At 44.5% G+C, this 25,352-nt stretch carries 14 protein-coding genes; 12 read left to right on the plus strand and 2 right to left on the minus strand.

Features of this window, described 5'->3' with window-relative positions; genetic code table 11:
- Positions 1–5: 5 nt before the first annotated feature.
- The 11 genes from fbaA to IM792_RS00885 all read left to right on the plus strand — a co-directional run bounded on the left by fbaA (position 6) and on the right by IM792_RS00885 (position 18,914).
- Positions 6–1,085, plus strand: coding sequence for a class II fructose-bisphosphate aldolase (fbaA, locus tag IM792_RS00835; protein WP_194099785.1), 1,080 nt, complete (start codon positions 6–8; stop codon positions 1,083–1,085).
- Positions 1,086–1,169: 84 nt separating this feature from the next.
- The gene (locus tag IM792_RS00840; RefSeq protein ID WP_194099786.1) at positions 1,170–1,646 is read left to right on the plus strand and encodes a low affinity iron permease family protein; all 477 of its coding nucleotides are present in this window, start codon (positions 1,170–1,172) and stop codon (positions 1,644–1,646) included.
- A 7-nt stretch (positions 1,647–1,653) separates the two neighbouring features.
- Positions 1,654–2,142, plus strand: coding sequence for a hypothetical protein (locus tag IM792_RS00845; RefSeq protein WP_194099787.1), 489 nt, complete (start codon positions 1,654–1,656; stop codon positions 2,140–2,142).
- Between the two features lie 51 nt (positions 2,143–2,193).
- Complete coding sequence (locus tag IM792_RS00850; RefSeq protein WP_194099788.1) at positions 2,194–2,424, plus strand: hypothetical protein; 231 nt, start codon at positions 2,194–2,196, stop codon at positions 2,422–2,424.
- Positions 2,425–2,564: 140 nt separating this feature from the next.
- Positions 2,565–4,739 carry a family 43 glycosylhydrolase gene (locus IM792_RS00855; RefSeq protein ID WP_194099789.1) on the plus strand — a complete coding sequence of 725 codons (2,175 nt, stop codon included), beginning with the start codon at positions 2,565–2,567 and terminating at the stop codon, positions 4,737–4,739.
- A 33-nt stretch (positions 4,740–4,772) separates the two neighbouring features.
- Entirely contained in the window at positions 4,773–6,344 is a 1,572-nt protein-coding gene (locus tag IM792_RS00860; RefSeq protein ID WP_194099790.1) for a glycoside hydrolase, read from the plus strand.
- A gap of 133 nt (positions 6,345–6,477) precedes the next feature.
- Positions 6,478–10,608, plus strand: coding sequence for a two-component regulator propeller domain-containing protein (locus tag IM792_RS00865; RefSeq protein WP_194099791.1), 4,131 nt, complete (start codon positions 6,478–6,480; stop codon positions 10,606–10,608).
- A 249-nt stretch (positions 10,609–10,857) separates the two neighbouring features.
- A complete protein-coding gene (locus IM792_RS00870) occupies positions 10,858–14,037 on the plus strand; it encodes a TonB-dependent receptor (protein WP_194099792.1) in 3,180 nt (1,059 codons plus the stop codon).
- A gap of 11 nt (positions 14,038–14,048) precedes the next feature.
- Positions 14,049–15,743 carry a RagB/SusD family nutrient uptake outer membrane protein gene (locus IM792_RS00875; RefSeq protein WP_194099793.1) on the plus strand — a complete coding sequence of 565 codons (1,695 nt, stop codon included), beginning with the start codon at positions 14,049–14,051 and terminating at the stop codon, positions 15,741–15,743.
- A 126-nt stretch (positions 15,744–15,869) separates the two neighbouring features.
- Positions 15,870–17,705: a beta-galactosidase family protein gene (locus IM792_RS00880; protein ID WP_194099794.1), complete on the plus strand. Its 1,836-nt coding sequence runs from the start codon at positions 15,870–15,872 to the stop codon at positions 17,703–17,705.
- Between the two features lie 174 nt (positions 17,706–17,879).
- The gene (locus tag IM792_RS00885) at positions 17,880–18,914 is read left to right on the plus strand and encodes a glycosyl hydrolase 53 family protein (RefSeq protein ID WP_228084935.1); all 1,035 of its coding nucleotides are present in this window, start codon (positions 17,880–17,882) and stop codon (positions 18,912–18,914) included.
- A gap of 1 nt (position 18,915) precedes the next feature.
- Here the strand turns inward: IM792_RS00885 and IM792_RS00890 are convergent, their stop codons facing one another.
- Positions 18,916–21,924: a PAS domain S-box protein gene (locus tag IM792_RS00890; RefSeq protein WP_194099795.1), complete on the minus strand. Its 3,009-nt coding sequence runs from the start codon at positions 21,922–21,924 to the stop codon at positions 18,916–18,918.
- 80 nt (positions 21,925–22,004) lie between these two features.
- The gene (locus tag IM792_RS00895) at positions 22,005–22,709 is read right to left on the minus strand and encodes a GDSL-type esterase/lipase family protein (RefSeq protein ID WP_194099796.1); all 705 of its coding nucleotides are present in this window, start codon (positions 22,707–22,709) and stop codon (positions 22,005–22,007) included.
- Between the two features lie 192 nt (positions 22,710–22,901).
- Here IM792_RS00895 and IM792_RS00900 point away from each other — a divergent pair, with 192 nt between their 5' ends.
- Positions 22,902–25,235 carry a PAS domain S-box protein gene (locus IM792_RS00900; protein WP_194099797.1) on the plus strand — a complete coding sequence of 778 codons (2,334 nt, stop codon included), beginning with the start codon at positions 22,902–22,904 and terminating at the stop codon, positions 25,233–25,235.
- Positions 25,236–25,352: the final 117 nt, after the last annotated feature.

Below are 25,352 nucleotides of genomic sequence, written 5' to 3' on the forward strand. Positions count from 1 at the left end.
AATTAATGAGTTTAAAAGATTACAAAGGCGTTCTGCACGGCGATCAGGTGCAGGAGCTATTTGAGGCAGCTAAAAAGCACCAGTTTGCTTTACCTGCGGTAAACGTTATAGGTACAAACACTGTAAACGCTGTTATGGAAACGGCTAAAGCGGTAAATTCACCTGTTATTATTCAGCTTTCAAACGGCGGTGCGCAGTTCTACGCCGGTAAATCATTAGATAATTCAAAACTACAGGCTTGCATTTTAGGTGCCGTATCGGCAGCTAAGCACGTACACCTGCTTGCCGAGCACTACGGCGTAGCGGTTATTTTGCATACCGACCACGCTGCTAAAAAACTGTTACCATGGATTGACGGTTTGTTAGAGCACGGCGAAAAATTCTTTGCCGAAACAGGTAAACCATTGTTCTCATCGCACATGCTCGATCTATCTGAGGAGCCTATCGAGGAGAATATCGAAATTTCAGCTAAATACCTTGAGCGCATGGCCAAAATGGGTATGACAGTTGAAATTGAGCTTGGTGTAACCGGTGGTGAGGAAGATGGTGTTGATAACAGCGATGTTGATAGCTCACGCTTATATACTCAGCCAGAGGAAGTAGCTTACGCTTATGAAGAACTATCAAAAGTTAGCCACCGCTTTACTGTTGCGGCTGCCTTTGGTAACGTGCATGGCGTTTATAAACCGGGTAACGTAAAATTACAACCGGTTATCCTGCACAACTCTCAGGAATTCCTGAAAAAGAAACACGGTATCGCTGCCGAAAAACCTATCAACTTCGTATTCCACGGTGGTTCAGGTTCAAGCCAGGAGGAGATCCGCGAGGCTATCTCATACGGTGCTATCAAAATGAATATTGATACCGATATGCAATGGGCTTTTTGGGAAGGTATTAAAGATTTCTACCAATCAAAAGAAGCTTACCTGCAAGGCCAGATAGGTAACCCTGAAGGTGATGATTCTCCGAACAAAAAATTCTACGATCCGCGCGTTTGGTTACGTAAGGCTGAGGAGAACTTTGTAAAAAGGTTAACTGTTGCCTTTGGCGATCTTAACTGTATCGACGCGACAAGCAAATTATAATACGCTTTACAACAGATATAAAAAGAGCGCCGGTTTAAACCCTGGCGCTCTTTTTTAGTTTATAAACTACTTGTTTTAAATATTATGCCAGCAGGAAAAAATAGGAATATGTTTGAGCGCTTTGCCAATTGGGCAACCGCCGCTACCGGCAGCTCGGCCGCGTTTATTATCGCATTTGGGGTGATAGTGGTTTGGGGTATAACGGGGCCGATATTCGGCTATTCGGATACGTGGCAGCTGGTGATCAATACGGGTACTACCATTATTACCTTCCTGATGGTTTTTTTGATACAGAAATCGCAGAACAAGGATTCAAAAGCTATACACCTTAAGCTGAACGAACTGATAGCCTCGCACCAGGGTGCCAGCAACCGTATGGTTGATATTGAGGATTTGAGCGAGGACGAACTGAATAAGCTGCATAAATTTTACGAGCAACTGTCAGATCTGGCCGAAAAAGAGGACGATATTTTGTGTACACACTCCATTGACGCGGCTAACGAGAACCACCAAACCAAGATGGAACTGACCAAACACCATCGTCATCATAAAAAAGGGTAGGGGAGAAATGGCACGAAGAAAAGTATTTGAATTAAATCCAGACTTGAGTATGCATATTGATTTTGGTACGTATGGTCTGATTATGTATTACGCTAAGTCACAGGATTTAATCTTAGCAGAAAAATTATTTAATGCTACTCAACCTGAATTTTTGTATCGGAGAGAAAGAGATTTGTCTACAACTGGTATAGAATATGATGATCCAATTGGACATTTCAACCCTAATGATTTGGTACAGGTTGTATATTTTATAGACAATGTACTCTGCCCTGCATTGAATAGAGAAGAAAAGCCAATATTGGAAATGTATGATGGAAAACAAAAGTTTTTGGATTTGTACGACAGCGAAACAGGTTTTTTAAGTGAAATATGTTTGTATGATAGTGATGCTTTTCAAGATCGGCCGGGTATGATGGAAGCAACGTGTATGAATTTGAATGAATTGTTTAAGGAGTCGTTACATACAAATACACCATTAAAAATATATGCCTATTAATAGAGTATTGGAATAGAATTTGCTTCATCCCTCACAATAAATATTTGTGTTGTGAATACTGAACTTTTACGTGACGCGATGAACCGGCTAAAGGCACAGGCTGATAAGCACCGGGCTAATTTAAACCAATACAAGGCAGGCCTTGCCAACTTACATACCCAACTGCAAAAATTAGATAACGATCTGTTTGCTACCCGCCAACGGTTTGAGGCACTGGCCGGTGAACCTGTTGTGGATACAACCGTAATGAAGCTGTATCCGTTAAATGATCAGGTTGCCTGATGCGCCTTTTCCTTTAATAAGTGTTCAATCGCCACCTATTTTATAGATGGTTGATAAATATTTTATCATTTAGGATTTGAAACTTCAATGAAAGTATTAACTTCAAACTTTCGGAAGTATAGACCAAATTCCTGAATATAATGTCAAAAAACACGTCCTTTTTTAGAATTGTAAATTTAACACTTATTTTTTCCATCGGATTTAGCCCGTGTTATACACAGCCGAAAAAATCCGCTCAAAAATATTCGGCTTACCTGTTTGCCTACTTCACCGGCAATCAAAAAAACGAGGAAGCCATACATTTCGCTATAAGTAATGATGGGTATCACTACCGGGCATTAAACCATGATGAGCCTATACTCAGCTCGGCCAAAATAAGCGAGGCCGGTGGTGTGCGCGATCCGCATATCATGCGTGCCGCCGATGGCAAAACATTTTATATGGTGGTTACCGATATGATGTCGGACAAAGGCTGGGACTCGAACCGTGCTATGGTGCTGCTCAAATCAACCGATCTGGTTAACTGGTCATCATCAGTTGTGAACATACAAAAGCGTTTTAAGGGTAATGATAGCCTGATGCGTGTTTGGGCGCCGCAAACCATTTACGATGCTGCTAAGGGTAAGTACATGATCTACTGGTCGATGAAACATGGCATGAAAGGGCGCGATATTATTTACTACGCTTATGCCAACGCCGCCTTTACCGATCTGGAAACCGAACCGAAACAATTGTTCTTTAGTCCCGACAAAGGCTCGTGCATTGATGGTGAGATAGTGAATAAGGATGGCTTGTTTTACCTGTTCTACAAAACCGAGGGCGCCAACCTGGGCATCAACATAGCCACATCAACCAAATTAACCGAAGGCTATAAATTGCAAAGCGTTGATGTACAGCAAACCAAGGAGCCGGTTGAAGGTTCGGGCGTGTTTAAGCTGAATGATGGCAGCGGCTATATTTTAATGTACGATGTATATGCCAGCGGCCGCTACCAGTTCACCAAAAGCACCGATTTTAAAACGTTCAAGGTGGTGGATGGCGATGTGAGCATGAATTTTCACCCGCGCCACGGTACCGTAATGCCTATCACAGATGCCGAAGCTCAAAGACTATCCGCAAAATGGATGAGCGCTGATGATGTGGTATTATCGGCCGCTAACCCTGCGCTTAAAACCATCAATACTAAGTTAGATACCGTTGCGAAAGTATTGGAGTTAGCTGTAAAACCAGGTACATCGTTAAAAGCGTTCAATCCGCAGTTCGCCATATTTCCGGGTATAACGGTTACGCCAAAGGTAGCTGATCTGTCAACAGGAGCAAAAGAATTTACCGTTAGTATAAAAGGCAAAACACCTGTAAAATACAAAGTAAGCGCTGTTGAAAACCACAACCCAGTACTGGCAGGCTATTATGCCGATCCGGATATATTGTATGCCGAAAAAACAGGCAAGTTTTACCTGTACCCCACCAGTGATGGCTTTACGGGATGGTCGGGCAAGTATTTTAAAACCTTTTCATCGCCCGATCTGGTGAACTGGAAAGACGAAGGCGTAATTATCGATCTGCAAAAAGATATAACATGGGCCAAGCGCAATGCCTGGGCGCCTTGCATCATCGAGAAGAAAGTGAACGGCGCTTATAAATACTACTATTATTTCTGCGCCGCGCAAAAGATAGGGGTGGCCGTGGCCGATGATCCGGCGGGGCCATTTGTTGATTCGGGCAAGCCGCTGATAGATGCTTTTCCGGATGGCGTGAAAGATGGACAGCAGATTGACCCTGACGTATTTACCGATCCTAAAACAGGTAAAAGCTACCTGTACTGGGGCAATGGCTACATGGCCGGTGCCGAGCTGAATGACGATATGGTATCGCTGAAACCAGGCACTACCAAGGTATTAAAGCCGGGTAAGGATTACCGTGAGGGCACTTATGTGTTCTATCGCGAGGGTAAATATTACTTTATGTGGTCGGAGGATGATACTCGTAGCCCTGACTATAGGGTTGCTTATGGTGTATCCGATTCTCCACTGGGCGAAATAACCATCCCCCAAAACAGCCTGATATTGAAGAAGGATGTTGCGCAGGGCATTTATGGTACAGGTCATAACTCGGTTATTCAAATTCCGGGTACGGACGAATGGTATATGGTTTATCACCGCTTTAACTACCCCAAAGGTATTACCATGGGCGATGCCGCCGGCTATAACCGTGAGGTTTGTATTGACAGGATGTACTTTAATGCCGACGGCACCATTAAACAAGTTGTACCTACGCATAACGGAATAAAGCCGGTAACCGTAAAAAAACAATAACATCACCTAAAAACAAATACCCCCTCTGATACCATGAAGATCAATACCCTAACCCTCGCGGCCCTGTTTGTATGCGGCACGGCTTTTACCGCACGGGCGCAAACTGCCGAAAAGCAGCTTACCATAACTATCAACGGAAAGAACACCGCCCAAACCGTACACAATATTGGCGCTTCGGGATGCTGGTTCTCTGAAGGTATAGGTAAATACTGGCCTGCCGCCAAGCGCGAAAAGATAGCCGAATTGCTGTTTAGTCGTGAGGTTGATGCGCAGGGTAATCCTAAAGGCATTGGTCTTTCAGCATGGCGCTTTAATATTGGCGGCGGCACAACAGAGCAGGGCGACAGTAGCGGTATTGTTGATTTCAGGAAAAGGGTGGAAAGCTTTTTATCGCCCGATGGAAAATATGATTGGAATAAACAGGCGGGCTATCAATGGTTTTTGCGTAAGGCTAAAAGCTACGGCGTTGAAAATTTGATCGCTTTTTCAAATACGCCGCCGGTGCAGTTCACTAAAAACGGCTGTGGTTTTAAAACGGAAAAGGATTACATATCAAACCTGAAAGAAGATAAATATGATGCCTATACCGCTTTTTTAACCGAGGTGATCAAGCACTTTGATAAGGAGGGTTTGCATTTCAGCTACATTAGTCCGGTAAATGAGCCGCAGTGGGATTGGTCGAACCCGCCGGGTAAGGCCAGCCAGGAGGGCAGCCCGTGGACGAATACCGAAATACACCGCGTGATCAGCTCGCTGAATACCGAACTGGATAAAAACAAGCTATCAACCAAAATATTAACTACCGAGGCGGGTATGCTTACTTACCTGTACGGAGGCAAAACGGCATCATCAAGACAAATACAGCAATTGTATACCGATACCTCAAAGCTGAGCATAAGTAAGCTGAAATTTGTACCGCCTGTAGTAGCCGGGCACAGCTATTTTACCGATAGTGGCGATAGCAGCATTGTAAACGTGCGCAAAAACGTAGCCGACACCGCTAAAAAATATGGATTGGAATACTGGCAATCTGAATACTCTATGCTGGCTGATGGTTTTAGGGAGGGCACCAAAGCCAAGCGCAGCGCTATTGATTGCGCCCTGTTTTTGGCCAAAATTATACATCACGACCTGACAGTAGGCAATGCTTCGGCCTGGCATTTATGGAACTCGTACGAGCCGGGTAATGCCGAGTTTGATACCCGTTACTATCTCATAGCCCTGCAACCCAATAAGGAGTATACCGATGGCGAATTTGCTATCACCAAAAACCTGTGGGCCATGGGCAACTACAGCCTGTTCATCCGTCCGGAAATGAAAAGGGTACAGGTTGATCGTAATGATGGCCTTGACCTGTACAAGCAGGCGCAGGATGTTATGGTATCGGCATATACCGGTGGCAAAAGCAAGCTGGTAGTTGTGGCCATCAACTACACCGAAAAGCCAACCGCTTTAAAACTGAATTTAAGTAACCTGAAAGGGGCAAAAACATACCGTACCTACACCACCTCGGCGGCTGATGATCTGAAGGCATCGGCAGTGCAGCAGGTAAAGGGCGCAGTGGGTTTAAAGGCGCGTTCGGTTACTACTATAGTGTTTAATTAATTATGTATTAATACGTTAGTATGGGTATATAATTAATATTTTTACCATCACAATTATAAACATCATAGCCGGCACATAAACCTGCCGGTAGCTTTAATTTTATTTGATCGGTTTACGGTAATTATAAACGTAAATGAGGAAACTATTATCATGTATTGTATGCCTGGTGCATGCTTTAGTGTTTTGCATTACGGCGCAGGCTCAGGTTTGGCGTGCATCATTAAACAAGGTGAATGCCCCGGGTAATTACGCCTTAAAAACGTATACTACTAATGATGGCCTGCCATCAAAAACCACTACCTGTGCGTTTACCGATAAGCGGGGCTTTTTGTGGGTAGGATCAGAGAACGGCCTGTGTAAGTTTGATGGCTATACCTTTAAAACCTTTGTTACCATACCCGGCGATAGCACTACCATTACCAGCAATTATGTAAATGCCATTGTTGAGGATAGCAAAGGCCGCCTTTGGGTAGGCACTATGGATGGCCTGAACCTTTTCGATCCGCTGACAGAGAAATTCGTGCGTTTTTACCATGATGATAAGGATGGGCACTCGTTGAGCAACAATAAGATATGGAGCCTGCTGGCCGATACCAAAGGCCGGATATGGGTAGGTACCGATGATGGTTTTAATCAGTATAACGAGGGGAGCCATAAGTTCACGGTTTACCAGCCGGAGGCGGCATCAGCTACGGCCATGAAGGGTAAGTCTGTCAACGCTATAGTTGAGGATAAGCAAGGCAACCTTTGGCTGGGCAACTGGAGCAGCGGCCTTAATAAGTTTGATGTTAAAACCAAGAAGTTCAGCAACTATCAGCAAAGCTATACGGCGGGTGACAAAAATCCGAACGATGTATGGTCATTATGTTACGACGAGCAGGGGCGCATATGGGTAGGCACTTATTGGAAAGGGCTTTTTTGCTTCGATCCATTAACCGAAAAATTTACCTCATACTCCTGCACGGCAGGCAAAAATTCATCGGTTTTCAGCATTATGGCGGCAGGCAAAAATAGTCTGCTGATAGGAGGCTCCGAACATTATTACTGGTTGAATACCACTAACAAAACCTGGCAGTTACTGCCCGATATCGCTAATTTCTCCAACGGTAGCAGCTATACTGATACGAATGGCATAATCTGGATATGCTCAAATACCGGGTTAACTAAAATAGACCGTGGGCAATACAAATTCAACCTGTTCAAACTGGCTTTAGGGCAGCGCCCGGTTAAAGCCATGCTGGTTGCCGATTCAAGCCTGTGGATAGGTACCAACAATGGTTTATTTAGGTACGATTACCGTAACGGAAAGGATCAAGCTTATTTCCACTCAAAAGCCAATGGCGCGTTGCATAGCGATGATATCATCAAATTGTATCGCGATAGCAAAGGACAAATATGGGTACTGACTGAGAATGGCTTTGACCGGTACGATCAGCAGGCTAATAAATTCATTCACCACGAACACCATTCTGCTATTGGCAGCCTGTTTAATGAGGATGTTTTCAGGGATATTATAGAGGTAGAGCCGGGCGAGTACTGGCTGGCCACTGATGCCGGTCTTAAGATATTTAACAGCAACACCGGTAAGTTCACGCATTACTATAACCAAAAAAATAACAAGTATTCTATCAGCAATAACCATGTGTACAGCTTGTTGAAGGATGGTAACAACACGGTTTGGATAGGTACTTATGGGGGAGGCCTTAATAGGTTCGACAGGCGTAGCGGTCGTTTTTACTCATACACGGCTAACAACAACGTTAAGGGTAATATCAGCAATAACATCATCAAAACTATTTTCCCCGATTCGCGGGGTAACCTGTGGGTGTGTACGCCTGATGGGTTGAACCGGTTTGACAAAAAGAAAGGCACATTCGAGGTCTATTCGCGCCGCGATGGTTTTGCCAGCAATGTTTTTAACGATATAACTGAAGATAAGGCAGGCAATATTTGGGTGCTAACCGAAAAGGGGGCTTCGGTTTTAGATCCTGTAAAAAAGGAGGTTAAGAATTTTGACGAAGCCGATGGACTGTTTGTGAACAGCGTAATGTATAACGATAAGCGCAACGGTATCTATCTGGCAGGTAATGATGGTGTTATCTGCTTCGATCCGCTTAAGATAAGGTATAACGACCATGTGCCGCCGGTATATTTTTCGGACTTCCAGGTGTTCAATAAAACCGTTATCCCTGGCCCGGATGCGCCATTGAAAGAGAACCTTAACCTTGCAGGAGAGGTGAGATTGAACTATCATCAAAGTGTGTTTTCGGTAGAGTTTGTGGGGCTGAGCTTCACCCATCCCGAAAAAAATGAGTATGCCTACAAACTACAGGGCTTTGATAAAAAATGGAATTATGTAGGCCGTCAGCGTAAGGCTACCTATACCAACCTTAACCCCGGCACTTATACGCTTTTAGTTAGAGGCTCAAATAATGATGGGGTTTGGAATAAGGCCGGCAGCAGGCTGATCATCACTATATTACCACCGTGGTACCTCACCTGGTGGGCTTATGCGGCTTATACCCTTGCGGCTATCGGGGCTATTTACGCCTATATATCCTACCGCGACAGGCAGGCAAGGCTGGAGTACGAGATCAAAATATCGCACATTGAGAATGAAAAGGAAAAAGAGCTTAACGAAAAGAAATTATCATTCTTTACCAATATATCGCACGAATTTCGTACACCGTTAACACTCATTATCAACCCGGTAAAGGAGCTTTTGTACCGTGATGATAAAAATGTAGATACCACCAACCTCAACGTGGTTTACCGCAATGCAAGGCGCTTGCTGGGTTTGGTTGATCAGTTGTTGTTATTCAGAAAAGCCGATCTGAAAGCCGATAGCCTCAAAGTATCCAACCTGAATGCGGTGAACCTGAGTAAGGAGGTGTTTTTATGCTTTAGTCACCAGGCACGGTCAAAAAATATCCGCTTTGATTTTAATACGAATACCGATGCTGTTGAACTGTATGCCGACCGTGAAAAGCTGGAGATCGTGTTGTTCAACCTGTTATCGAACGCCATAAAATTTACACCCGATGGCGGCAGGGTAGGTTTTACCATTAAAGACAGGGGCAGCGAGGTGCTGATTGAAATTGCCGATACCGGCTGCGGCATCCCCGAAACTACGGGCGAAAAGCTATACGATCGTTTTTACCAGGAGCCGGGCATCAACAACTCGCTAAAGGGTGGCTTTGGTATAGGTTTATACATTGTGCGCACTTTTATTGAAAAACATAAAGGCACCATCAACTACCAAAGCAAGGTAGATAAGGGAACAATATTCACCATAATGCTGCCAAAAGGTAAAGCGCATTTAGCTGAGTGTGAGGTGATAGAGGATGTAAACACCCGGTCGGAGTTTTTGAAAGAACTGATAGAGGATGAGATAACCGCTAACGCAAAAGTGGAAGCAGCCGAAGAATTATTGTTTGATGATAAGCTGGCATCAGATGTAAAAACGCTTCTGCTGATCGATGATAACGACGATGTGCGTGAGTATCTGAAACAGATATTTAAACTGGAATATCGCATTTACGAAGCCGATAATGGTGAGGATGGTTTGCGTTTAGTGCGCGAATACCTGCCCGATTTGGTGGTGAGTGATGTGATGATGCAGGGCATGAGCGGTATTGAACTTTGCAGCGTGATGAAAGAGGATGTAGCTATTTCGCATATCCCAATTATACTACTCACCGCCAGTTCATCGCCCGAAATTAAGTTGAAAGGCATTGAGGGTGGTGCCGACGATTACATCAGCAAACCTTTTGAAAAGGAGATATTAAAGGCGCGTGTAGCCAGCATACTTAAAAGTAAAAATCACCTGCAAAAGTATTTTTATAACGAGGTTACCCTCAACACCAACAACCTGCGCATATCTGCCGAGTACAAGGAGTTTCTGGATAACTGCATCAGCGTGGTTGATAAGCACATTACCGATCCTGATTTTAACATACAGGTATTGGCCGATGAGATAGGCATGTCGCGCTCTAATCTGTTTAAAAGGATCAAGTCCATTTCGGGGCAATCATCCAACAGCTTTATCCGGTTCATCCGCCTGCGTAAAGCCGCCGAAATATTCATCAACACCGATAACACCATTTTAGAAACCTCGTACCTGGTAGGTATTAATGATCCTAAGTATTTCAGGGAGCAGTTCAACAAACTGTTTAACATGAATCCATCGCAGTACATAAAAAAGTACCGCAAAAATTTCTCAAACAACCTTGCTGTTAATCCTGATTTGGTTCGGTATAGGTAATGTGTTGATAGTTAGTGTTTAATATTGTTTTTCGTAATAAACAGGCAGGGGGTAAATTATCAGTTTACCCCCTTTTTTTTGCTTATTGTCCCCTTTTTGAGGAGCGTTTTTAATACCAACTTAGCTTCATAAACCTAAAATAACCGCTAAGCTTTTTCTGGCAGATGATGAGTTACAGGCTTAAGCCCGGCCACTGCTTTAGCGCGGATATTTTACCAATTATTAATTTTTTAATAACCTTTTATGAGCATGAGAAAAAATCTACAGAACCAGTTATCGCCTCCATGTTTATCGTCAAAAGCAGCTTTGGCTATCGCCATCCTGTCGCTTTCGGTAGCAGCAGTGAGGCCGGTGCATGCCGCTGTAATTAACCCGCTACACCGTGTTAATGCCACCGTAAACAAATTTGCCGTAAGCGGTACCGTAACTGATGAAAAAGGCGCGCCGCTACCCGGCGTTAGCGTTACGGTAAAAGGCACAACCATAGGCACCGTAACTGATGTTAATGGTAAGTACACCATACAAGCCAATAGCGAAAGCGATGTGCTGGTGTTCTCATTCATCGGCTACCAGAGTATGGAGAAACCAATTGGCGGCAGCGCCAAACTAAACGTGCAGCTTATTGCCGATAACCAGGCGCTTAACGAGGTGGTAGTAGTAGGTTACGGTACGCAAAAAAAAGCCACCCTAACGGGTTCTATTTCGCAGGTTAAAGGTTCGGATCTGGTAAAGAGCCCGCAGCCCAACCTTTCAAACTCACTGGCTGGTCGTTTTTCGGGTGTGGTTATCAATAACCGCAGTGGTGAGCCGGGTTACGATGGCTCGAACATTAACATTCGTGGTTTGGCCACAACAGGCAGCAACAGCGTATTGGTAGTTGTTGATGGTGTGCCGGGCCAGATAGGTGGTTTAGAGCGTTTAGATCCTAACGATGTGGAAAGCGTATCGGTACTAAAGGATGCATCTGCAGCCATATACGGTAACCGTGCGGCCAACGGTGTTATATTGGTAACTACCAAGCGTGGTAAAACCGGTAAGCCATCCATCAACTATAGCTTTAATCAGGGCTTTAGCTCGCCAACGCGTTTACCAAAAATGGCCGACGCGGCAACCTACGCCCAGATCATGAATGAGATAGTTTATGATTCTAATCCATCCGGCGGGCTTAACCAGTCGTACACCGAGGAGCAGATACAAATGTTTAGGGATGGCTCAAACCCGCTACTATACCCTAATACGGATTGGATAGATCAAACCCTTAAAAAGGTTGCCTTGCAAAACCAGCAAAACCTATCTATAAGCGGCGGTAACGAGAATGTGAAGTATTATACCTCACTGGGTACTATCTATCAGGATGGTATTTACAAAGAAGGTGTTACCAAGTACAAACAGTACAACTTCCGTTCAAATGTTGATGCGAACATTTCAAGCCGTTTAAAGGTAGGTTTATCACTATCGGGCAGGCAGGAGAACAGGTTGTTCCCGCAGGTAGGGGCCGGAGATGTATTTCGCTCAATATATCGCGCTAAGCCAATAATAGCGGCTTATTACCCTAACGGATTACCAACAACCGGTATCGAAAATAATAACCCGGCAGTGCAGGTTACTGATATTGGCGGTACGGTTGATAACCCAACACAGGTATTTAACGGTATACTTCGTGGTAGTTTCCTGATACCGGGTGTTGAAGGCTTATCATTAGATGGTTTTTACTCTGTTGATAAATCTAACATCTTTAATAAGAATTTCTCAAAGCCTTACGTGCTTTACAGTTACACCCCATCAACCGATACTTATAACTCGGTAATAACGGGTGGTAACAACCAAAGGGCAATGCTTACCGAAAGTCATACCAATCAATCGCTCATTACATCCAACATCAAACTGAATTTTGCCCGTAAATTTGGCAAGCACGATCTGAATACGTTTGTGGCTTATGAGGAAAGCAAAAACCATTTGGAGTATTTTGACGCGCAGCGTTTCAACTTCCTGTCAACACAATTGCCTGAGCTATCGCAAGGTGGTACAGCTGCTACCGATTATTTAAACTCGGGCTACAGCACCAACTATACCCGCCGAAGCGTGATAAGCCGCCTGGCCTATAATTACGATGAAAAGTATTTGTTTGAAGGCCAGTTACGTATTGATGGTTCATCCATATTTCCTGAAGGCAAACGCTGGGGTTATTTCCCATCGGCATCAGCTGCATGGCGTATCTCAAAAGAGGATTGGTTTAAAAACAACGTAAAAGCAATTAACGATCTGAAGATCCGTGCATCATACGGTTCGCTGGGTAATGATAACGTTAACAATTTCCAATACTTTGATAACTATACCCTGGTGGGTAATGGCTTTGTGGCCAGCGTACCGGGTAGTGGCAGCTCAACCATACAATCGGGCGTAAACCTGGTTAAACTGGCAAACCCTAACATTACCTGGGAGGTTGCCCGCAAGCTTGATCTTGGTATTAACGCCATATTATTCAACAACTTTACGGTTGAGGCTATTTACTTCCAGCAAAAACGTTCGTCAATACTGGCTAACCGTAATGCTTCGGTACCGGCAACATCAGGTATAGTAAACCCATTTGGCGCTGATCCGCTGGTACCGTCAGAAAATATAGGTAAAGTAAACAGCACCGGTTTTGAGGCTACTTTAGGTTACAACTCCAGCAATAAAGATTTTAACTGGGGCATATCAGGTAACATCACCTTAGCCAAAAGCAAGATTATATTTATTGACGAAGCAAGCGGCACGCTGGACTATCAGCGCCAAACCGGATTGCCTTTGAATACTTACCTGCTTTACAACGCGATAGGTATATTCCGTACCCAGGCTGATCTGGATAACTATCCGCACGTTACAGGCGCTAAGGTTGGTGATTTGATCTATGAGGATTACAACAATGATGGCCAGATAACAGCCGACGACCAAACCCGTACCAAATACGGTAACATACCGCAAATAACTTACGGCTTTACCATGAACGCGTCGTACAAAAACTTTGATCTGTCCTTACTGTTCTCAGGGCAATCGCAGGTTAGCCAGTACGTATTGCCGGAGGCCGGTAGCGTAGGTAACTTTTACAGCAGCTGGGCCGATAACCGTTACAGCCCAACAAACACTTCGGGCACATTCCCTCGCGTAACCGAGCGTGCATCAAACGCTATAAGCGGTGGTTTGTATAACAGTACCTTCTGGCTTAACAATGCTTCGTTTTTGCGCCTTAAAAATGTTGAGTTAGGCTACAATGTGCAGGCACCATTCCTGTCAAAGATCAGTATATCTAACTTAAGGATCTATGCCAGCGCGTTCAACTTGTTCACCATCACCAAGGTGAAAGATTATGATCCGGAAGGCTCAAGCGGCAGCGGCCAGTTCTATCCGCAACAGCGAATTATCAATTTAGGTGCAAGTGTTAAATTTTAATGCAGTACAACATGAAATCAAGATATAACAAATTGCTGTGGATGGCCATATGTGCAACGGCGTTCACGGCTTGTAAAAAAGACTTTTTAGATATTCAGCCTACGGACAGGATAGCCACATCATCCATCGAATCGGACACGGCTGTGTTTGAGGCTTACGTAACCAACCGCTATATAGGTGCTAAATTGCAGGATAAAGAGGCTGATGGCTCGAACCCCGGTTTTGGCCGTGGCTTTGAGTACAGCATGATGAGTTCATATACCGATGAATCCATCTATAATAATGATGATGGTAGCTGGTTGATACAACGTGGGCAGCTGGCTCCTGAGAATTTGGGCAGCGCCGGCGCGTTGTGGGGCCGTAGCTATCGCAGCATTCGCGAGTGTAACTATGCCTTGAGTATTTTACCTAAACTGCAAATGAGCGAGGGCCACAAAACACGATTGGATGGTGAACTGAAATTCATCCGCGCATTCCGTTATCACGATTTGATACGTAATTATGGCCGTGTGGTATTGATGGGCGACAGGGTAGTGAATTTGAATGATGACTTGCAGGATGCCACCCTGTTTCAGCGTGCCGCTATAAAGGATGGTATTGACTACGCCGTAGCGCAGCTTGATGAAGCCGCCGCCGAACTGCCATTGAACAATGATGGTACCTGGCTGCTTGGCCGTGCTACTAAAGGCGCCGCGCTTGCATTAAAAGCGAGGTTGTTATTGTATGCGGCAAGTCCGTTATATAACACCGGTACCTGGGCCGCTGCCGCTACTGCCGCACAGGATGTTATCGCCCTTAATAAATACGGTATTTACGCGGGCGGATATCGTAACATGTTCCTGATCAACGAAACCAACGAGGTGATATTTGAGCGCTTATTTACCAAGAATGCTAACCATACCCACCTTGAAATTGCCAATGGCCCTAATGGCTACGGCGGTTGGGCGGGCAATACACCTGTGCAAAACCTGGTTGATGATTATGAGATGGCCAATGGTAAACCAATTACCGATGCTACATCAGGTTACAATGCCCAGGCTCCTTACGTAGGCCGTGATCCGCGTTTTTACGCCACCATTTTATACAATGGCGCAGCATATCGCGAACGTAATATCGAAACATTTGTACCCGGCGGCCGTGATAGCCGCGATGGTATTGATAACTGGAATACCACCAAAACAGGCTATTACCTTAAAAAATTCATGAATGATGAATACCCGCTGCAAAACCCATGGGGTAATGCCGGTTTTCAGCCATGGATATATATGCGCTACGCCGAGGTGTTGCTAAATTTTGCCGAGGCAGCCAACGAAGCTTACGGACCGGATGCGGTACCAAGCGGGGCTACCATGTCGGCAAGGCAGGCGGTTAACATGATACGCCAGCGCCCAAGCGTGGTGATGCCTGATATTGCCGCTGGCATCAGCCAGGGTGATATGCGCGAGGCCATTCGCCGTGAGCGCCGTGTTGAGCTGGCTTTTGAGGAGCATCGCTTTTACGATGTTCGCCGTTGGATGATAGCTAATACTACTGAAAATGCACCTGCTGCCGGTATAACCATTACCCAAAGCGGTACCGGATTTACTTACACACCTAAAGTTGCCCTTGATGGCCGCCACTTTGAAACCAAGCACTATTGGTTGCCAATACCGAGAACTGAAATTCAGGCTTCGGGTGGTCAGTTACAGCAAAACGACGGGTATTAGTAAGTTGGTTGGATGAGGGTCGGAGCCAAGGCTCCGGCCCTTTATTTTGCCTGTTTGACAACCCGTGTCATCCGCATAAAAAACAAAACCATTTAAATTATTCCATCATTTTTTAACCCGATACTTATGAAGCGATCTTTCTGCTCGTTATTAATGTGCCTGCTTGTCGCCTCGCTGCTGGGCGGATGCTCGACCGAAAAAAAGCAGCAACATACCTTTGCATTAGGCGATAGCACTTTTATACTTGATGGCAAGCCATTCCAGATCATATCCGGCGAGATGCACTATCCGCGTGTTCCGCGCGAGGCCTGGCGCTCGCGCATGAAGATGGCCAAGGCTATGGGCCTGAATACCATTGGCACCTACGTGTTCTGGAACCTGCACGAACCCAATAAGGATCAGTATGATTTTACCGGCAATAACGATGTTGCCGAATTTGTACGCATAGCGCAGGAGGAAGGCCTGTGGGTGGTGTTACGCCCAAGCCCTTACGTATGCGCCGAGTGGGAATTTGGCGGCTACCCGTACTGGCTGCAAAAGGAAAAAGGCCTTGAAGTACGCAGCAAGGAAAAGCAATATTTAAAGGAATACCGCGAGTACATTAACGAGGTAGGCAAACAACTTGCTCCGCTACAAGTAAATCACGGTGGTAACATCCTGATGGTACAGGTGGAGAATGAGTATGGATCATACGGTAGCGATAAGGAGTATCTGAAAATAAACGAGCAGATGTTCCGCGAAGCCGGATTTGATGGCATACTTTCAACCTGCGACCCGGTGCCTGCGCTTGAAGGCGGCCATTTGCCTGGTCTGCTGCCCGGCGTTAATGGTATTGATAACCCTAAACAGGTTAAGGAACTGGTTAACAAATACAATAAAGGCAAAGGCCCTTATTTTGTTGCCGAATGGTACCCGGCCTGGTTTGACTGGTGGGGCACACCGCACCATACCGTACCGGCTAAGGATTATGTTAATCGTTTAGATTCAGCCTTAAAAGGTGGCATCTCCATCAATATGTATATGTTTCATGGTGGTACCACGCGTGGTTTCATGAATGGCGCTAATTATAAGGACACTACGCCTTACGAGCCACAGATAAGCAGTTATGATTACGATGCCCCGTTGGATGAGGCCGGTAACGCTACCGATAAATTCATGCAATTCAGGGAGGTGATCAAAAAGAATTTACCTGCCGATCAGCAATTGCCTGATGTACCTGCGGCCAAACCATCAGCGGCTATGCCTGCCATTAAAATTCAGAAACAGGTTAGTGTGTTCAACGTTTTGGGTACGCCTAAAGAGAATAAAACCCCGTTTACATTTGAGGATATGAACCAGCCTTACGGTTATGTGCTGTATCGCTCAACGGTAAAAGGTGGCAGCAAGACTTTATTGAAGATCAAGGATCTGCGCGATTACGGTGTGGTATTCATCAATGGTAAAAAAGTAGGTATGCTCGACAGACGTTTGGCGCAGGACAGTATGCAGGTAACTCTGCCTGCCGGTGATGTAACGCTTGAAATATTGGTTGAAAACATGGGTCGTATCAATTTTGGCCCGTACCTGCTAAAAAATAAGAAAGGTATTACCGAAGCGGTATTGCTTAACGGCCAGCCGGTTTATAATTGGAAAATGTTCCAATTACCGTTTGATCAGGTTGATGCCACTAAAATAAGTGGTGATAAACCAGTTGCCGATCAGCCGGTATTGAAGTATGCTGAGTTTAACCTGGATAAGCCACAGGATAGCTATCTGGATATGCGCAAGTGGGGTAAGGGTGTGGTTTGGATAAATGGGCATAACCTTGGCCGTTACTGGAGCATTGGCCCTCAGCAAACCATATATGTACCTGCCGAGTGGCTTAAACAAGGCAAGAACGAGGTGGTGGTATTTGAACTCATCAAACCAGACCAAACCGAGCTTACAAGTTTAGCCAAGCCTATACTTAGCGAGCTGAAGTAAAACATATTACCTGATAGAAAGCGCGATCATTAAAAAGGTCGCGCTTTTTTATTTTGATGTATTGAATGGTAAGGATAATTCATCCGCATAAATAGTGTTAAATTAGCGGCATAATCAATTTTAACCAATCGGGTAATTTATATTGCCCGCAAACCTAAAAAAGTAGTGACCAGGATGTATGTATGGGTAACCTTGCTGTTTGCAGGGTTGTGGATGGCGTGTTCAAAAAATAATAGCCGGGCTGATGAACCCGCTAAACCCCAGGCAACGCTTAACGGCGGTTTCGCCAAAGGGGCTGATGTTAGTTGGTTGACCGAGATGGAGGCATCCAACATCAAATTCTACAATAATGCGGGCACTGAGCAGGATCTGTTTACCATACTGAAAGGCAAGGGCACGAATGCCATACGCTTGCGTGCCTGGGTAAACCCTGCCGATGGCTGGAATAATACCGCCGATGTGGTGAACAAAGCTACAAGGGCCAAAGCGGCAGGTATGCGCATTATGCTCGATATGCATTATAGCGATAATTGGGCCGACCCCGGCAAGCAAACCAAACCATCCGCATGGAAAGATCTTAGCTTTGCCGAACTTAAATCAGCATTGAGTACTTACACCATCAGCGTAATGAATGCCCTTAAGGATAAAGGTATCACGCCGGAGTGGGTGCAGATAGGCAACGAAACCAACAATGGCATGCTTTGGGATGATGGCAAGGCATCCGTAAACATGAAAAACTTTGCCGAATTGATACAGGCCGGTTATATGGCAGTAAAATCAGTAAGCGTGGGTAGTAAGATTATTGTCCATTTGTCCAACGGGTTTGATAATGAAATGTACCGCTGGATGTTCGATGGCCTTAAAGCCAACGGCGCAAAGTGGGACGTGATCGGTATATCGTTATACCCAACAGCTGCTAACTGGCAAGTACTGAATGTGCAATGCCTTACTAATATGAACGATATGGTTGCCCGTTACGGCAGCCAGGTGATGGTATGCGAGGTAGGGATGCCCGCAACAGAAGTAACCGCCTCTAAAGCTTTTTTAACTGATATTATTGATAAAGTAAATTCAGTTACCGCCGCCAAAGGCCTTGGTGTGTTTTACTGGGAACCACAAGCCTACAACAGTTGGAAGGGGTATGGCCTGGGCGCGTTCGATGTTTCGGGTAAACCAACCGCCGCGCTTGATGCTTTTTTAAGGGAGTAAATTAATAAGAGGGCACATCAATGGTGTAAGGCTGGCTTTTTACGATGATATTCTGAACAATATCGTCAAGCTCCCTGGCTGATATGTTGAGGTATTCGAGCATCATCTTGGTATCGGTATCAAACTGCCCTTTATTAAGCAGATCAAGCAAGCCAAGCATGCGCGCCAGCGGCGCCCTTACCAGGTGCGATTGTGTCCACGATATTTCTTGTAACCGGGTGTTATGCTTTTCAATATCGTGAATGTAATTCATGCGCTCGGTAACATCCTGCATGGCACCAATCATACGTACAGGGCGATCGTTATCATCAAATATCAGGAAACCGCGGTCTAATACCGATTTGTAGCTGCCATCAGCACATAAAAAACGGTACTCACTTTGCCAGCGCGAGTGTTTTTTGAGGATGCAAAGGTTCACAATGGTTATCACATCGTCAATATCATCAGGATGCACGTGCGTAAACCACCACTGGTAGGTGGTGTTCAAGTTATGATGCCCGAATATGGCGTTAATGCCCTGGTTCCAAGTAATGGTACCTTCAACAATATTATAATCCCAAATAGCATCGCTCGTAGCTTTTGATACGATGTTGTAACGTTCAAGGTGTTCTTTAATAGTATTATCCTGCTGTACTCGCTGGGTAACATCGCGCGAGTTGAATACAATGCCGTTAATGGCCGGGTCGGTACGCAAGTCGGTAAGTACGGTTTGCAGCCAGCGTTCGCGGCCATTAGCGTTTTTAAATAACAAAGGCTTTAACTCAACCCGTTGTTGTTCATTAAGTTTGGCTATTTCCTGTTTTAAAAATGATGCATCCTCCGGCGTCATGTAATCGGCTATGTTTCTGCCGGTCAGTTCATCGGCATCAACACCGGTAACAATTATGGAGTTCGGGCTTACATATTTATATTTCCCGTTATCGTCCGTGATACATATCAGGTCCGATCCTTCCTGAATCAGCGCCTTAAAACGGCTTTCGCTTCGACGCAGCGCATCCTCGGCATTAAACTTATCAGTATAATCAATAGCGATAACTATACGTGCCGACCGGCCATCATAATTGATGGAGTTGCCGCGTGTCATCACATTTATTATGTCGCCATTTTTTTTAACGTGCCTTGATATGCCGGTATGTGGCAGGCCTGCTTGTATCTCATCGCGCATTACCCGTTCAAAGGCAGGCAGATCTTCAACAGGTCTTATATCGGGCAGTTTCATATTTAAAAATTCCTCTTTGCTGTAGCCGTATATCTCGGTAGCGGCATTGTTGGCATCCAGATATTTTAAAGTGTTTACATCATACACAAACATAGGGTGAGGGCTTAGCTGAAACAGATCGCTGTAGCGGTTTTTCAATGCCTCCATATCTCGCTGTATGCGTTTGCTTTCGGTAACATCAAGCGATGCGCCTATCATTTTAAGCGGTGCGCCGTTACTGTCATACTTAAGCGTAGCCCATGATCGCAGGTAACGCAATTCGCCATCAGGCCTGATGATGCGTTCCTCAAAACTAACATCCTTGCCACTGGCCAATACACCTTTTATAATGCCGCAAACCCGCGCCCTGTCATCGGGGTGCAGCAGTTCCTGGTAATTATCAAAGGTTGATACAAGCTCTGACCGGGTGTGGCCATAAATTTTATATAACGTGTCCGACCAGCTGAGCTTATTCTCAACAATATCCCATGCCCAGTTGCCAAATTGCGCCAGCTCCTGGCCCTGGCTCATTAGTTGCATGGCCTCTTTCAAATCGCTGGCGTATTGCCTGTTCTCAATAATTACCTTAAGCAATGCCGCCGCGCGGTCAATTATCTTTAACTCATATTCTTCGGGCGAGCGTACCTTATTATAATACAGACCAAAGGTGGCTACTACCTCATTCTTACTGTTTAGTATCGGGTACGACCAGCAGGCCAGCAAGTTATTTCCCAGAGCGATCTCATAGTAATTTGCCCAGCGAAAATCGGTAGCAATGTCTGATACAATTACGGGTTGCTTTAAATAGGCACTCGTACCACATGAGCCTACATTGTTACCAATCGGTAAGGCCTCAATGGCATCAGTATAGTTTTTTGGTAATGATGATGTTGTCCAGTTATAAAGCTTATTGTTTTTAATCTGCATAACCGAGCAGGTCATTTCCGGAAACATGGCCTCAATACCCCGGGTGTAATTATTCAGCACCTCCTCCATTGGGGTGTTAGGCTGCGAGTTAAGCTCAAGTATATGGCGTTCCAATTGCTCCAGCGAGCGCAAAAGTTTGGCATTATGTGCCGATCGTACCTGTTCGGTAACATCGTGTGCCATCATCAGCCGGGTATTTGGCCCCCATGCCGGTAACGGCGTTGAGGTAATTTCGGTACTAAGCACCCGTCCGTCCTTGGTTACCAGGCGTATCAGTTCCTTATTACATAAACCCTTACGGGCTTTGGTATCAATAGAGTATTGCAGTGCCACAGCATCGGGCACATACCACATATCCTTAAGGTTTAATGTAAGGTATTCATCAATGGTATAACCAAATGTATTTTCGGCAGCCTTGTTGGCTGCTAATATCCTGAGCGAAGCGGTATCATAAGCCAGGGTAGGTAAGGGGCTATAGTTAAACAGCTCAAAACTCTCCTGCCAGTTGTTTTCAACATTGCAAATATGCGTGCTGAAGTTTTGAGCAAGGCACACCAACTCGTTATTGCCATTAAACATGGGGTAGGTGTCAACATCAAGCGGTTTATTGCTGGTGCCGGTATTAACTACAAGTTTATCCGGTTGCGATTGCCGGGAGTGTTGAACCTCTTTTACGGCCTTAAGCAAGCTCTTTTGCGAACCACGATCAAAGTAAGAAGATACTACATCGGCATAGTTAGTGCTGCCTGTTGCCATCTCGGTAACAGCAATGCCTTTTATAAATGCCTTATTTGCAAATATTACGGCAAACGGTTGGTTTACAGATATAAGCAAACACGGCACAGGCTGTGCGTCAACCACAACTTCAATTTCCTTCAGCTTCATAGGTGTGTAAGAATACTTGAAGTTACGGCTTTTTTATATTTTAAAGAAAATATTAAATATTTTTTTAACCTTAATGATATTTATTTCAGCGCTCGCTTTATCGCCTCATCGGTAACTTTGGCCATAATTTCGTAGCCTTGCTTGTTTGGGTGTACGCCATCAAGCGTTAAATCGGCTCTTTGGCCATTTTTTTCATCAACAAGCGGCGTGAAATAATCAAGCAGCACCAGCTTTTTTTGTTTGGCATAGGCGGCTATGGTTTTATTAAGGGCGATTATTTTTTCGGCGGCCGGGTAGCCCTTTCTCCACGGATATTCATAAATAGGCAGGTAAGCGCAAAGTATGGGTTTTATATTATGGCTTTGCGCCAGTTCAACCATTGATCGTACGTTGTTCATGATCGATTCATTGGTTACATGACCTGTAGAGCCCGAAATATCATTACTCCCCGCAAGTATTATTACCGCTTTGGGTTTCAGGGCAATAACATCTTGCTGAAAGCGGATAAGTAGTTGGGGAGATATCTGTCCGCTAATGCCACGGTCTATGTAATTCTTATTATTCTCAAAATATTCGGGCATGCGGGTTTTCCAGAATTCAAATATCGAGCTGCCCAAAAATACCACCCGTTTTTCGTTGGCGGCGGGTGCCGGTAGGGTTTTATTTTCGGCGGCATAATGGCGCAGGTCGGCCCAGTCATCCCTGAAATCTTCGGCGGGTTTATCCTGTGCGAAAAGGGTAGTGGTGCATAAAAATGAAAAAATAAATAACAAGCTGTTTTTCATACTGTAAGGTTAAACTTAATGGTTAGGGGTTAAAGTAATAAAATATTTAATAGTTGTAAAAGCAAATTCGGTTAATGTTTGTAGATAATATATTAATCTGCAAATAATAACAGATTAATACCTGTAGCCAATTTGTTGTAACCAATAACTTGCTTATGCGTACACTTTAGCCGTAAGCGTATTTTTTGTTGTATGAGGTATGGTGCGTTAAAAATTGCCCTGATATATTTGATAATAAGCCTGATCTGGATCACATTTAGCGACCAGTTATTGGTTTATTTCCTGAACGACAATAACACCCACTTCATACTAATGCTCAGTACCTTTAAAGGGTATTTCTTTATTGTATGCACAGGGCTGTTTTTGTATACATTGATACGTATTGATGATAAGGCTTTAAAACAGAGCGAGATCCAGTATCGTGAGATGTACGAAACCAACCACGCCCCCATGTGGATATACGATGCCGTAAGCCTAAAAATAGTATCAGTAAATAAAGCGGCCACATCAGTGTATGGTTACAGCCACGAGCAATTCCTGACCAAAACCATGGCCGATATTACCTATATTGATGATAGTGTGGCCGAAGGCGATCAGGATCAAGCTATAAGTAAAGCCCTTAAAACCGATGGTAATTTGCGCCATATTAAGGTTGATGGCTCGGTTTTTTATGTTAACCTATCGGTACATAACATACAATTTAATGGTAAGCCTCACATGTTGGCCATGGTGCGCGATACTACCGACCAAATACTTTATGAACGATCTCTGGATAGGATAAACCGTTATCTGCAAGCCGAAAAGAGAAAGCTGAGCGAAACCCAGCTTATATCAAAAGTGGCCGGTTGGGAGTTTTACCCGGCTACCAATAAGCTGGTATGGTCTGACGAGTTTTACGAAATATTTGGCGTAAGCAAAGCTGATAAGCGCCCGGCATTCGAGATATATCTGAACCATATTTTTCCTGACGACAGGGATATGATGCTTGCCGGTTTACAGGCGCTGATAACCCAGGGCAAGCAAATGGACGTTACCCATCGCATTACCGCTATGGATGGCAGCGAGCGTTATGTGCGCCAACTTGCCCGGCTCGAAGCCGCTACGCCCGAAGTGAAGGTGGTAGGTTCGGCGCAGGATATTACCGAGCTCAAATTGCTCGAAATAGAAAAGAATAAGTACCTCTATAATTTTGAAGATACGCTGAACAGCATATCCGACGCGTTTTTCGCGCTGGATAAGGATATGCGCATCATCCGGATAAATGAAGCTTTTAAACAGATGACGGGTTTGCCAACGAGCGAAGTGGTAGGAGAGAGCATATTCAAGATATTCCCTAAAGAGCGTAACCGTTTTTACAAGCATTACAAAAAGGCTTTGGAAGAAGGTGTGATCACCAAAAATGAAGATTACTCAGAAGTGCTTGATAAATGGATACGTATGGCGGCCTTCCCTACGGATGATGGTGTATCAGTTTATTTTTCGGATATATCTGAGGATAAACTTAAGGACATTAAGCTAAAGGAAGCTATTGAACGCTACGAGCTGGTTGCACAGGCTACGCATGATGTTATTTACGATCTGGATATTGTGAACGATAACATCATTTATAATACCAGTTTAACCCATCTTATCAATATTCCGGTAGATCAGATACAGTATAACCTTAGCTGGTGGCGCAGGCTTATCCATCCTGATGATGCTAATGAGGTAGTATTGAGCCAGGAGCGGGTTAAAACCATGCGCAAAACCAATTGGGAATGCGAGTACCGTATTTACTGTGGCAAAGGGCAGTATAAGTATATAATGGATCAGGGGTATTTTGTGTTTAATGAAGCCCATGAACCTATCAGGCTGATTGGTGCCATACGCGATATTGATGCCTTGAAACGATCGACCCAGGAAAATAAGCGCCTGGCCGACCTGATAACCCGTGTTAATAACATGATAATTGTTACCGATGTTGCCGACAAAATAACCTGGGTCAATAACGCCTTTGAAGAAAATACGGGACATAAGCTGGACAAAATTGTGGGTAAAACCCCTTACGAAATTCTCAACGGACCTGATTTTGAGAAAGTTCTTGGCCCCGGATTTCGCAATAAGCTGAAACAACGAAAACCATTTACAACCGATTTAGTTGTTTATACAGCTAATAGGCAAGCTATCTGGGTATCAGTAGAGTTCACACCTTTTTACAATGATGATGGTAAATACAGCGGTTACATTGCTGTTTACCAAAACATCACATCACGTAAAGAGAAAGAGGATGAGATACAGCGGCAAAACAACTTTTTGCGCGAGCTGGCCTGGCTAAGTTCGCACCAGATGCGTAGGCCGGTTGCTACCATGCTCGGCCTGATGAATTTGATAGAGGTTGCCGAAACAGAAAAGGATAAGGACGAAATAATACCCATGTTAGGTACCAGCATTCGCGAAATGGATGAGATTGTGCACAACATCCACATAAAAATTAATGAGGCGCTGAATAATGAAGAACCTTCAAGCATTAATAAAAACGAAAATTAGTATATGAGTTAAAAATTTACCTGAAGCGTTCTTCAATTTTGGTGCATATGCAAAAATGTATCGCAATAGTTACATAAATTGCAAATAAAATATTGTTTTGTTAAATTTTGGTTAAAA

Source organism: Mucilaginibacter sp. JRF (assembly GCF_015223065.1).
GTDB lineage: Bacteria > Bacteroidota > Bacteroidia > Sphingobacteriales > Sphingobacteriaceae > Mucilaginibacter.

Coding starts and splice junctions, on each gene's coding strand:
- fbaA (WP_194099785.1), top strand. CDS start 6: ATGAGTTTAAAAGATTACAAAGGCGTTCTGCACGGCGATCAGGTGCAG.
- IM792_RS00840 (WP_194099786.1), top strand. CDS start 1,170: ATGCCAGCAGGAAAAAATAGGAATATGTTTGAGCGCTTTGCCAATTGG.
- IM792_RS00845 (WP_194099787.1), top strand. CDS start 1,654: ATGGCACGAAGAAAAGTATTTGAATTAAATCCAGACTTGAGTATGCAT.
- IM792_RS00855 (WP_194099789.1), top strand. CDS start 2,565: ATGTCAAAAAACACGTCCTTTTTTAGAATTGTAAATTTAACACTTATT.
- IM792_RS00860 (WP_194099790.1), top strand. CDS start 4,773: ATGAAGATCAATACCCTAACCCTCGCGGCCCTGTTTGTATGCGGCACG.
- IM792_RS00865 (WP_194099791.1), top strand. CDS start 6,478: ATGAGGAAACTATTATCATGTATTGTATGCCTGGTGCATGCTTTAGTG.
- IM792_RS00870 (WP_194099792.1), top strand. CDS start 10,858: ATGAGAAAAAATCTACAGAACCAGTTATCGCCTCCATGTTTATCGTCA.
- IM792_RS00875 (WP_194099793.1), top strand. CDS start 14,049: ATGAAATCAAGATATAACAAATTGCTGTGGATGGCCATATGTGCAACG.
- IM792_RS00880 (WP_194099794.1), top strand. CDS start 15,870: ATGAAGCGATCTTTCTGCTCGTTATTAATGTGCCTGCTTGTCGCCTCG.
- IM792_RS00885 (WP_228084935.1), top strand. CDS start 17,880: ATGTATGTATGGGTAACCTTGCTGTTTGCAGGGTTGTGGATGGCGTGT.
- IM792_RS00890 (WP_194099795.1), bottom strand. CDS start 21,924: ATGAAGCTGAAGGAAATTGAAGTTGTGGTTGACGCACAGCCTGTGCCG.
- IM792_RS00895 (WP_194099796.1), bottom strand. CDS start 22,709: ATGAAAAACAGCTTGTTATTTATTTTTTCATTTTTATGCACCACTACC.
- IM792_RS00900 (WP_194099797.1), top strand. CDS start 22,902: ATGAGGTATGGTGCGTTAAAAATTGCCCTGATATATTTGATAATAAGC.